Origin of the sequence: Kribbella sp. (genome assembly GCF_035687465.1) — a bacterium.
GTDB lineage: Bacteria > Actinomycetota > Actinomycetes > Propionibacteriales > Kribbellaceae > Kribbella.
Window position 1 is genome coordinate 1 of record NZ_DASRXP010000647.1, and the last position, 10900, is coordinate 10900.

At 68.2% G+C, this 10900-nt stretch carries 10 protein-coding genes; 3 read left to right on the top strand and 7 right to left on the bottom strand.

The features are described 5' to 3' along the window. The 3 genes from VFG33_RS34490 to menE form a co-directional block, all read right to left on the bottom strand. The coding region (locus tag VFG33_RS34490; RefSeq protein WP_325057210.1) for a thiamine pyrophosphate-binding protein at window positions 1-498 on the bottom strand (498 nt) is incomplete at its 3' end. Then, on the bottom strand, window positions 495-1433 hold the full coding sequence (locus VFG33_RS34495; protein WP_325057211.1) for an o-succinylbenzoate synthase: 939 nt from the start codon (window positions 1431-1433) through the stop codon (window positions 495-497). The genes VFG33_RS34495 and VFG33_RS34490, both read right to left, overlap by 4 nt. After that, window positions 1430-2524, bottom strand: a complete 1095-nt coding sequence (gene menE / locus VFG33_RS34500) for an o-succinylbenzoate--CoA ligase (protein WP_325057212.1) — start codon at window positions 2522-2524, stop codon at window positions 1430-1432. The genes VFG33_RS34495 and menE overlap by 4 nt, the downstream gene beginning before the upstream one ends. Window positions 2525-2590: 66 nt before the next feature. Between menE and VFG33_RS34505 the strand changes: the two genes are divergently transcribed. Continuing rightward, a complete protein-coding gene (locus VFG33_RS34505; protein ID WP_325057213.1) occupies window positions 2591-3463 on the top strand; it encodes a 1,4-dihydroxy-2-naphthoate polyprenyltransferase in 873 nt (290 codons plus the stop codon). Between the two features lie 16 nt (window positions 3464-3479). On the opposite strand, the gene cds1 is transcribed toward VFG33_RS34505, so the two are convergent. Continuing rightward, entirely contained in the window at window positions 3480-4622 is a 1143-nt protein-coding gene (gene cds1, locus VFG33_RS34510) for an L-cysteine desulfhydrase Cds1 (RefSeq protein WP_325057214.1), read from the bottom strand. Between the two features lie 108 nt (window positions 4623-4730). Here cds1 and VFG33_RS34515 point away from each other — a divergent pair, with 108 nt between their 5' ends. Beyond that, the gene (locus tag VFG33_RS34515) at window positions 4731-5747 is read left to right on the top strand and encodes a M48 family metallopeptidase (protein WP_325057215.1); all 1017 of its coding nucleotides are present in this window, start codon (window positions 4731-4733) and stop codon (window positions 5745-5747) included. A gap of 28 nt (window positions 5748-5775) precedes the next feature. Here VFG33_RS34515 and VFG33_RS34520 read toward each other — a convergent pair whose 3' ends face one another. Next, window positions 5776-7107: a HAMP domain-containing sensor histidine kinase gene (locus tag VFG33_RS34520; protein WP_325057216.1), complete on the bottom strand. Its 1332-nt coding sequence runs from the start codon at window positions 7105-7107 to the stop codon at window positions 5776-5778. Continuing rightward, window positions 7104-7787 carry a response regulator transcription factor gene (locus VFG33_RS34525; protein ID WP_325057217.1) on the bottom strand — a complete coding sequence of 228 codons (684 nt, stop codon included), beginning with the start codon at window positions 7785-7787 and terminating at the stop codon, window positions 7104-7106. Before VFG33_RS34525 ends, VFG33_RS34520 begins: the two co-directional genes overlap by 4 nt. Window positions 7788-8025: 238 nt before the next feature. Here VFG33_RS34525 and VFG33_RS34530 point away from each other — a divergent pair, with 238 nt between their 5' ends. Then, window positions 8026-8538, top strand: coding sequence for a hypothetical protein (locus VFG33_RS34530; protein WP_325057218.1), 513 nt, complete (start codon window positions 8026-8028; stop codon window positions 8536-8538). A 220-nt stretch (window positions 8539-8758) separates the two neighbouring features. Here VFG33_RS34530 and VFG33_RS34535 read toward each other — a convergent pair whose 3' ends face one another. Further along, the gene (locus tag VFG33_RS34535; protein ID WP_325057219.1) at window positions 8759-10873 is read right to left on the bottom strand and encodes a DUF222 domain-containing protein; all 2115 of its coding nucleotides are present in this window, start codon (window positions 10871-10873) and stop codon (window positions 8759-8761) included. Window positions 10874-10900: the final 27 nt, after the last annotated feature.

Consider the following 10900-nt stretch of genomic DNA (forward strand, 5'->3'; position numbering starts at 1 on the left):
CGCAGTACGGGCGCCGACGGCCACCGAGACCGCCCGCGCGATCTGCGAACGCCAGTACGCCACCTGGCCCACCTCGCGCCGCGGTGTACCGATCTCGTGGAACAGGCGGACCGCAGAGCCGAACACCTTCAACTGGTCGGTCGTCTGGTTCGACCCACTCCCCCGGAGCTCCGGCGGCCGGTCCGCGCTCAACACGATCAGGGGCAACCCGCTGTGGGACGCCTCGAGAACAGCAGGGTGCAGGTTGGCAACCGCAGTACCGGACGTCGTCACCACAGGAACCGGCAGCCCGGTACCGCGGATCAACCCGATCGCCAGGAACCCCGCAGTACGCTCATCGATCCGCACGTGCAGCCGCAGCCGACCCGCACGGTCCGCAGCAGCGAGCGCCATCGCCAGCGGCGCACTGCGTGAGCCCGGCGCCAACACAGCCTCCCGCACACCACACCGGATCAGCTCGTCAACCACCACAGTCGCAAACGCAGTAGACGGATTCATCCACGCTCCTTCAGTAACTCGACCCTGGCGAGCCTGGCTTCCCACCGGGCGGTGGTTGCCGGATCTGCGGTCGAGGCAGCGAGTAGTGCTGGGTCGGGCGTGGCCTGGCCGACCGGCAGGAAGCCGTCGACCGGCAGCAAGGGCGCGGCGACGACCTCGGTGGTGAACATGGAAACAGTGGCGAGCCCACACGCATAAGGGAGCTCCGGCAGAGCTGCAGCGAGCGCGACCCCAGCCGCGATACCTACAGAGGTCTCCAGCGCGGACGACACCACAACGGGCAGGCCAATCTGCTCAGCGATGTCGAGGCAGGCCCGGACGCCTCCGATGGGCTGGACCTTCAGTACTGCGATGTCCGCGGCTTCAAGGTCCCGCACCCGCAGCGGATCCTCCGCACGCCGGATGGACTCGTCCGCAGCAACCAGTACGTCGGTACGCCGTCGCACTGCGGCCAAGTCCTCCACAGAAGCGCACGGCTGCTCGACATACTCCAGGTCAAAGCGAGCAAGCTCCTTCAAGCTGTGCAGAGCCTGGTCAACCGACCACGCGCCGTTCGCATCAATCCGCACCTTGCCCCCGGCACCGATCGCATCCCGCACAGCCTCCAGCCGCTCCATGTCATCGGCGAGGGTCTGACCCGGCTCAGCCACCTTCACCTTGGCAGTACCGCAGCCGGAAGCCCGTACGATCTCCGCAGCCCGCTCTGGTCCAACCGCAGGCACAGTGCAATTCACCGGTATTACGGAACGCACCGGCGCGGGCCATCCCTCGAAAGCGGCTTCCCGGGCAGCCCGCAGCCAAGACACACACATGGCATCGTCATAGTCGAGGAACGGGCTCCACTCCGCCCAGCCGGCCGGGCCCTCGAACAGCATCCCCTCGCGCACGGAGATCCCGCGGAACTTGTTGCGCAGTGCAATCGAGTACGTGATCACCGGACCTCCTCCAGCAACCGTTGCCGATCGACCTTGCCCGAGGCAAGCATCGGCAGCGCATCCAGCTGGATGACCTCCCGCGGAGCCCACTCTCGCGGCAACACCTCAGCCACGAAGTCCCTCAACTCTTCCCGCCCGACAGCACCGACCACGAAGGCGACCACCCGGCTGCCCCACTCCAAATCCGGCACGCCCAGGACGGCCGCGTCCTTCACCGCCGGATGCTCGAGCAGGCGGGCCTGGACCGCCGGCAGGGTGACGTTGACGCCGCCGGAGATCACCACGTCGTCCAGCCGCCCGATCACCTGCAGGCGCCCATCCACCAGCCGCCCGCGGTCCTGGGTCCGGAACCACCCGTCCCGCAACACCTCAGCCGTCAGCTCCGGCCGCAGCCGATACCCGGAGAACAACGTGGGCCCGCTGATCAAGATCCGTCCGTCATCGAACCCCAACCGCGTTCCCGCAAGCGGCTCCCCCGCGTACACGCACCCGCTGCCCGTCTCCGTCATCCCGTACGCCGGGATCGCCGTCACGCCCTCCGCCGCAGCTCGCGCCTTCAACTCAGCGGGCATCCCAGCACCCCCGATCACGATCGCGTCGAAGCTGCGGAGCGCCTCGACCTCGTGGTCGAGATACCGCGCCAACTGCGTCGGAACCATCGCGGTGTACCGCCGCGCGCCGGTCATCGCCTCAGCACCCGCAGTGAAGCTGTCCCCCGCCACCACCGGCGCGATCCCCGCCAACACGGACCGGGTCAGGATCTGCAGGCCCCCGACGAAGTACGGCTTCATCGGCAGCAACCACTGCCCCGGTCCCCCGAGCCGGTCGTGCGTAGCCGTGGCGGAGGCAACCAGTGCGTCCCGCGACAGCAGCACGCCCTTTGGTTCACCAGTCGAGCCGGAGGTAGTCAGAACCACTGCTACGTCGTCAACCTCGAGTGGCTCGTCCGGCACGGCCGCCCGGCGTACGCGGTCGGCAGCAGCGGGATCACCCGGCACCGGGGCGAACGCAGTACCGGAGCCGTCCAGTACTGCGGTCAGCGCCGACAGCACGGCATCGGGAGTGCCAGGAATCAGGCGCAGCGTAGGCATATCCATCCGAGCGTACGACGATGCCGCTCGCAAGCCCTTGCCAGGGGGCTGACAGAATCGTCGGTCATGGCCACCCCTGCCCAGTGGATCGAAGGCGCACGCCCCCGCACGCTGCCCGCCGCGATCGCTCCAGTACTCGTCGGAACCGGTGCGGCCGCCTACCTGGACGGCTTCGTCTGGTGGAAGGCGCTGCTCGCACTCGGCGTCGCCCTGGCCCTGCAGATCGGCGTGAACTATGCCAACGACTACTCCGACGGCATCCGCGGCACAGACGAGAACCGGGTCGGCCCGCTGCGCCTGGTGGGCTCCAAGGTCGCCACACCCCAGCAGGTGAAGGCAGCCGCGTTCACCTGCTTCGGTATCGGTGCTGTGCTCGGCGTGGTGCTCTGCGCGACCTCCAACTGGTGGCTGCTCGTCGCCGGCGCGGCCGCGCTGCTCGGGGCATGGTTCTACACGGGCGGCAAGAAGCCGTACGGCTACCGCGCGCTCGGCGAGGTCAGCGTGTTCATCTTCTTCGGACTGGTCGCAGTGCTCGGTACTGCGTACGTGCAAGCCGAGGAACTGAGCTGGACCGCAGTCGCGGGTGCCGTGGCCATCGGGTCGATCGCCTGCGCGCTCCTGGTCGCGAACAACCTCCGGGACATCCCGACGGACTCGGTGACGGGTAAGCGGACGCTGGCCGTAGTACTGGGTGCTGCGCGGTCCCGGCAGCTCTATGCCGGTCTGATCGCGCTGGCGTTCATCCTGGCCGCGCTGTCCGCTTTGGCCACCCCGTGGGCTCTGCTAGGGCTGATCGCGCTGCCGCTCGGCGTACGCGCAGTACGGGTTGTGGTCAGTGACGCCGTGGGGCCTGCGCTCATCCCTGTGTTGAAGGACACCGGCCTGACCGAGCTGGTCTACGCCGTGGGCCTCGCTGTCGGCTTGGCCCTCGGCGGCTGACCCTATTGCCTACTACTCAGCGCACTGGCTCCCGCCAGCGACCGGTCTCGGCGAACCCCTCCAGGATCTCGAGGTAGGGCGCGAGCTCGATGCCGTGGGTCTTCAGCCAGCCGTCGTCGTAGTACGTGTCGGCATAGCGGTCCCCGCCGTCGCAGAGCAGCGTGACGATGCTGCCGCGGATGCCGGTACGACGCATCTCGGCCGCGAGCCGGAGTGATCCCCACAAGTTGGTACCGGTGGATCCACCGACCAGCTTGCCGGTCACCTCCGAGCAGAACCGCATCGCGGCGATCGAGGCGGCGTCGGGCACCGAGATCATCCGGTCCACCACCCCGAGGACGAACGACGGCTCCACCCGCGGCCGGCCGATCCCCTCGATCCGGGACGGGCGGCCGGTGGCGAAGTCGCCGTCACCGGACTCGAAGGCCGGGAAGAAGGCCGAGTTCTCCGGATCCACCACGGCCACCGAGGTCTCGTGCCGCTGGTAGCGCACGTACCGCCCGATCGTGGCGGAGGTCCCGCCGGTGCCCGCGCCGACCACGATCCAGGTCGGGATCGGGTGCTGTTCGAGGGCCAGCTGACCGAAGATCGACTCGGCGATGTTGTTGTTCCCGCGCCAGTCGGTGGCCCGCTCGGCGTACGTGAACTGGTCCATGTAGTGCCCACCGGTCTCCTCGGCGAGCCGCTTGGCCTCGCCGTAGATCTGCCCGGAGCGCTCGACGAAGTGACACTTGCCGCCGTAGAACTCGATCAGCCCGACCTTCTCGGGGCTGGTCGAGGCCGGCATCACCGCGACGAACGGCAGCCCGAGCAGGCGGGCGAAGTACGCCTCGCTGACCGCGGTCGAGCCGCTGGACGCCTCGATCACGGTGGTGCCCTCACGGATCCAGCCGTTGCAGAGCGCGTACAGGAACAACGAGCGCGCCAGCCGGTGCTTGAGCGACCCGGTCGGGTGCACGGACTCGTCCTTCAGGTACAGCTCGACGCCGGTGATCTCGGGCATCGGGAACACGTGCAGGTGGGTGTCCGCGCTCCGGTTGGCGTCCGCGTCGACGATCCGGATCGCCTCGGACACCCAGGCCCGCTGCTTGTCGTCCCGGTGATCCACCTCCCGGCACGCCTTCAACTTTCCGCTACTACCCCCGTAAACCTCACTCATGATCGTCAATCTAGGCGCTGATCCGCTGAACCGCACTTCGTGAGCGTGACGGCCCCGCCCCCACGGGGCGCTACGTTGGGACGCAACACGCCGACCAGTGGGGGAACGATGACCGAGAACGAAGAGCGCCCGACGCGGCCCCGAGTCACACTCACCGACATCAGCTCCCGCGCCTGGGAGCACCCGGCCGACCGTGGCGCTCTGGTGGCGTTGCGGCAGCTGAAGGGGTTCGATTTCGTCCTCCGGAAGATGTCCGGGCTGATCAACGAGCGCGCTTTCCGGCTGCAGTACCTCGGGTCGGCGATCCGGGTCGACGAGCGGCAGTTCCCGACCATCCACCGGCTCTACACCGAAGCCGGCACCACGCTCGACGTCCGCGAACTCCCGGAGCTGTACGTCACCAACAGCCCGATCTGGAACGCGGTCACGATCGGCATGGACAGGCCCTTCATCGTGCTGAACAGCGCCCTGGTGCAAGGCCTGGACGAGGAGGAGACCCGCTTCATCCTCGGCCACGAACTCGGCCACGCCCAGAGCGGCCACGCGCTCTACCAGTCGCTGCTGCTCTGGCTGATGCGCCTGACCGGCGCGATCAACTGGATGCCGATCGGCGCGCTCGGCATCCGGGCGATCATCGCGGCCCTGCACGAGTGGTCCCGCAAGGCGGAGTTGTCCGGCGATCGCGCCGGCCTGCTCGCCGTCCAGGACCCCGCGGTCGCTCTCCGGGTGCAGATGAAGCTCGCTAGCGGTGGTCAGCTCGCTGAGCTGGACACGACCGCCTTCCTCGCCCAGGGCACGGAGTACGAGGGTTCCGGTGACCTGCGCGACAGCGTGCTGAAGCTGCTGCTGCTCGAGGCGCAGAGCCACCCGCTGGCGGTCATCCGTGCGCACGAACTGCGGCGCTGGGTGGACGAGGGCGAGTACACGGCGATCGTCTCCGGCACCTACCCGAAGCGGCAGGAGGACAAGGACGCCTCGATGTCGCAGGAGGCGCGCAACGCGGCCAAGTCGTACTCCGACGCCTTCGCGCGCTCCCAGGACCCGCTCGCCAAGCTCCTCCGCGACCTCGGCGAAGGCCTCGGCGGCGTCCGCGACTGGGTCTCCTCCAAGTTCCCCCCACGCTGAGGATTTAGTCGTACGTCGCGCCGCGGATCTACTCGTACGTCGCGCCGCGCAGGGCCAGCGTGGCTCGTAGGCCTCCGCCGGGGGCATCCTCCAGCAGGAGCGTGCCCTGGTGGAGTTCGGCCTGCTGCTGAGCCAACGCCAACCCCAGCCCGGATCCGCCACTTCGCGGATCCGGCCCTCGGGTGAAGCGCTCCTTCATCGCGTCGCGGATCTCCGCCGGGATGCCCGGCCCGTCGTCCGTCACGCTGATGTGCGCCGTCCCGTCCCGGTCCTCCACCAGAACGGAGACGGTGCCGGCCGGACGCCCGTGCAGCGCAGCGTTGTCGAGCAGGTTGTCGACCGCCAACCTCAGGCCCGCTTCCCAGCCCTCGACCAGCGGATTCGCCGTCAACTGCAGGTCATACGTGACGTCCAGATGACGCCGCCCGGCCTGCCGCACTGCCTCCGTGACCACTTCGGCCAGGTCGACCGTAGTACGGGCAGGCAGCGCTCCCGCATCGCCGCGGGCCAGGCTCTGGAGCCCTTCCAGCAAGGCCGTGATCCGCTGGTGCTCGACCGCCATCGCCTCCAGCACCGTGGCACGTTGATCGGCTGGAAGGTCCGGATTGCGTTGCAGGGTTTCGAGGTTGATGCCGAGGCTGGTGAGCGGCGTACGGAGCTCGTGGCCGGCGTCGGCGGTGAACCGGCGGGTCGATTGCATGCTGGTCTGTAGTTGTTCGAGCATCCCGTTCAGCGCCGCGGACAGGTCCGCGACCTCCTGCGGCTTGGTTGCCGCAGGCAACCTCTCGCCGGCGTCCGCGAGCCGGTGCGCGCCATCCCTGAGGCGCTCCAGTGGCGCCAGGATCACCCGCGTCACCAACCAGGCGGCGCAACCTGCCACCACGGTCGCGGCCAGGGTGACGATCGCGACCAGGCGAGTGTTGGCATCGCGCCGCTCCTCGGTCGGCTCCAACCCCACCAGGACCTGGAGCTCCCGTCCGCCGTCCAGCGATTCGACCAACGAACGCCACCGCTGACCGTCCACCTCGACGGTGCTGAATCCGTCGGCCGTCGGGAACGGGAGTGGGGTCGAGGTCAGCTCACCCCGCTGCGCGACGACCTGGCCGTTGTCGAACAGCCTGACCAGCGACTGACTCCCGGCCAGCAACTCGCCGTAGTCGTCCTGGCTCGACGGATCGACCTGGTCCAGCAACTTGGGGATGTCCTCGCGCACCTTCTCGGCGCGCCCGGTCAACTGCTCGTCGAGCTCCGCGCGATCCCGGTGGTCGACCCGCGCCGCGATGATCACCCCGGCCAACCCGACCACCACCATCACCAGCAGCGCAACCCCGACCGTGATCCGCGACCTAAGACTGTTCATGAGCGCAACACGAATCCCACTCCGCGCGCGGTCTGCAGCAGCCGACTCTCCCCCTCGGCTTCCAACTTCTTCCGCAGGTAGCCGACGAACACGTCGACGACATTGGTATCGATGTCCCAGGTGTAGCCCCAGACATGCTCCAGCAACTGCGTCCGGCTGAGCACCTGCCCAGGATGATGCGCAAACGCCAGCAGCAGATCGAACTCCCGGGTAGTCAGCTCCAGATCCCGCCCACCTCGCGTCGCAACCCGCCTCGCGGGCTCGACAGCGAGCTCTCCGAGCAACAGCGGCCGCTGCTCACTCCCCTGATGCAACCGCACCAGCGCATGCAACCGAGCAGCCAGTTCGCCGATCGAGAAAGGCTTCACCACATAGTCATCAGCCCCAGCCGCCAACCCGGCAACCCGGTCGTCCACCTCGTCCCGCGCGGACAAGATGCAAACCGGAATGGTCCGCCCCGCAGCGCGCAACCGCCGCACCACCTCGACACCGGTAATCCCAGGCATCGTCACATCAAGCAGTACAACCGCCGGCAGCCGCACGTCGATCGACTCCAGCGCCGACTCACCAGTCGCAACCTCCTGGACGTCAAACCCCTCGACCGTCAGCCCAAGATGCAGCGCCTGCCGCACCCCCTGATCGTCATCAACGACCAGCACCTCCGGTCTCAACCCACTCACCCACCCAGTCTTACAGCCCAACCACAAGACCACCTAAGAAATCCCTGCGTGCCTTATGAAACCCGCCGCACTCGTTGCCAACCTCAACAAACTAGCCACACACCGGTCCCGTAGTACTGGACTACCTGCCTGGTCTGGCATACCTACCCCATACTTCCTCACCGCCCAGACACAACCGGCACCGTCCTTACTATCGACGGAGGAGCCGTCCTGGTGTGACGGCCGAAAGGGGTGGAAAATGAACGACTTTTCGGACGAAGAACGCGCCGAACTGGCCGAACTCCACGCAGCACGCGCCGAGAAACATCAGGCGGGAATGGCAGCCCTGCGGAATGAACTCCCCGGTTCAATGCGGCCGGGCGAGCAGACGGGCGCCCTGGCGACCCTGTACTGCGAGGACAACGGCGGCCTGGGCATCTACCTCGACGACACGGCACGGTACGTGATCCGCATGCCCGTGGACAGCGCAGTCGAGCCCGGCATGGTCGATCTCGAGGGAACCGAGGCGACCGTAGAACGCAGCAGGTACAGCAAAGCGGAGATCGACACGATCCTGGACACCCTCCTCCTGCGGCGCTGGCATCCAGAGGCGCGCAACTACGTGTACGCCTTCACCTACGACGCCAAAACCGACAGAGTCGACGCCGACAGCAGCGCCCCACCCGAGGTCATCACTCCACTACTCGAAAGCTTCGCCGAGGCTCTAGAAGTTCGCTTCAGCCCCATGAGAAGCCGCGGTGCGCCGCACTAGGCGAGCCCGCTTGCCCGCCGACATAGACCTGAGAGTTGATACCGGCAGGAGTTCTGCCTTTGCGCGCGTCTGTTTGACCGCCTGGCCGTGGCGGCTGGTATCCGTCGGGTTGCATGGGCCGGGTCTGGGTCTGGGCTCTTCGCCAGGCTCGGGAGTCGGTTGCCTGAGGGCGTGCCGGTAGCCCGCAGGTGGGGTGCCTACGGGCTTGTGGCGCTGGTTGTCAGAAGGGTGGTGGGTCGTCGTCCGGCGGTGGGTCTGGTTTGGCGATAGGCCCGGGTGCCGGGGGGACGGTGGTGTAGCGGTGACCAGTCGGGGTGGTGAGGGTCGTGGATCCGTCCGGGTTGTTGGTGGCTTTCCAGCCCCAAGCCGGGGTGTCCTTGATGATGTGGTGCAACTCGCAGTAGATGCGTAGATCGGCGAGGTTGGTGGTGCCGGTCTGTGTGAAGGGTGTGCCGTGGTCGCGGTCGGATTCGCGGGCGGGGCGGTTGCAGTTGATCCAGTCGCATACCGGGTGAGCGGCCAGCAGTGTCTCGGACACCACAGCGCCGGGATCGTGGCGGGTGGTGGACGCCTCCAGGACGGTGCCGTGGGTGGGGTCGGTGAGGATGCGTCGCCAGGTGCCGTCGGTGGCGATGCGGCGGGCCATGTCGGCGGGGATGGGTCCGTAGCCGGTCAACTGGCAGGGGTCGTCGTCGAGTCCGAGCAGGGTGGTGATCGGGGTGAGGACTTCGATGTGCGGTCGGCGGCGGTGCTGGTCGGGTAGGCGTCTGCCGAGCCAGTCGAGCCCGTTGAACAGCATGAACTCAAACAGGTCACCCACGACGTCAGCGCGCCGCTGATCCGCTGTCCGCTGCTCTTGCGCAGGTCCAGGCGGTTTGCCGGGTTCGTCTACTGGTTCGGCGGTGCTGGCTGGGCGACTGCCGCCGGTGGAGGTGTCGGCTGGGCGACTGCCGGTGGTGGAGGTGTCGGCTGCGGGAGTGCTCGCGGCCTGGCTGGTGGTGGGAGCGCTGGTAGCGGCGGCGGTTGCACCGGGCATCCCGGTCGCGGCGGTGTTCGTCGCGGGGGTGGTGGGCGCGGGGCTGGCGCTGGTTGGGGTGGTGTCAGGGCCGGTGGCATCGGCTGCGGGGGTGTTGGTCGCGGGGGTGGTGGGCGCCGTGGTGGTGGCCGCGGTGGAGTTGGTGTCGGGCGTCGTTGCGCTGGTCGCGGGAGGGGTGGGCGTGGTGCCGGTAGCCGCGGTGGTGCTCGCCGCGGCGGGGTTGGTGTCGGGCGTCGTGGCGCTGGTCGCGGCAGGGGTGGGCGCGGTGCCGGTCGCGGGTGCGGCGTCTGCCGTTGGGGCGTCGCCTGCGGGTGCGGTGGGGGTGCTGGGCGCGTTGGCTGCGTTGGTTGCGGGGGTGCCTCGTTTGGCGAGGGTGGCCATCGCCTGGATGACGATCCAGATTTGCTGGATTTTGTCGGCGGTGTTGACGATCCAGAGGCCGGCCATGCCGTTGGGGAGGGGAACGATGCGCACACCACGGTCTTCCTTGGCGTCCTTGTGCGCGGCGGCGGATTCTTTGGTGGTGTGCTTCGCGACCTGCTTGCGCAGTGACGCGTTCAAGTTGGTCAACGTCTGCTGCGGGGCCCGCTTCAACACGTGGGCTTCGACGGCCCGGGCGGCGGCGGGGGTGAGGGCGCGGGTGGCGTTGACGATCGCGAGGGCCTTGGACATGGTGATCGCGCCGCAGCGCATCGCGGTGTGGGTGGCTTTCAGGACGCTGGTCAGGCGCAGGGCGGTGTCGATGTGCGCGCTGACGGTGTCGGCCGACAGGGTCAGGGCGGCGGCGATCTCGGCGGCCCAGGACCGTTCGGGGTCGATCGGGCGGCCGTGGGAGTCGATCTGGCTAGGGCGGGGGACGTCGCTGGCCCGGCGCTGGCGGTAGAACGACGCCTCGGCGTCGTTCTTGATCGATTCGGCCCACGCGATCATCCGGGTCGCGCCCTTCATGATCTCGATCAGCGCGATCGGCGACTCGGTCCGGGGGCGGACCTGCTCCAACGCGGCGGCGAGGTCGGCACCGGGCGGCAGGAACACCCACGGCGGGGCCTTCTGCTCCAGCATGGACCGTTCGGCCTCGTCCTGGTCGACACCCGCCCACAGCTCCCACTCCAGCGCATCCACCCGCGACATCTGCGGACACGGATCCGGATCCAACACATCATGCTCATCAAGCAGCACCGGACCACCCGGCGCGTCAGGGTCATCCGGGACACAGATCCGCCCGGCGCCGAGCAGCGCAGCAAACTCCACGGCGAACTCCTGGTCGCCGTAGTGGGGGTCTGCGCTGACTGTACTCATGACGTCTATATTAGAACAGACGTTCGA

What these genes read in the sequence shown, in the direction of transcription:
- menE (WP_325057212.1), bottom strand. Translation starts at nt 2,524, where the DNA reads ATGCCTACGCTGCGCCTGATTCCTGGCACTCCCGATGCCGTGCTGTCG.
- VFG33_RS34505 (WP_325057213.1), top strand. Translation starts at nt 2,591, where the DNA reads ATGGCCACCCCTGCCCAGTGGATCGAAGGCGCACGCCCCCGCACGCTG.
- cds1 (WP_325057214.1), bottom strand. Translation starts at nt 4,622, where the DNA reads ATGAGTGAGGTTTACGGGGGTAGTAGCGGAAAGTTGAAGGCGTGCCGG.
- VFG33_RS34515 (WP_325057215.1), top strand. Translation starts at nt 4,731, where the DNA reads ATGACCGAGAACGAAGAGCGCCCGACGCGGCCCCGAGTCACACTCACC.
- VFG33_RS34520 (WP_325057216.1), bottom strand. Translation starts at nt 7,107, where the DNA reads ATGAACAGTCTTAGGTCGCGGATCACGGTCGGGGTTGCGCTGCTGGTG.
- VFG33_RS34530 (WP_325057218.1), top strand. Translation starts at nt 8,026, where the DNA reads ATGAACGACTTTTCGGACGAAGAACGCGCCGAACTGGCCGAACTCCAC.
- VFG33_RS34535 (WP_325057219.1), bottom strand. Translation starts at nt 10,873, where the DNA reads ATGAGTACAGTCAGCGCAGACCCCCACTACGGCGACCAGGAGTTCGCC.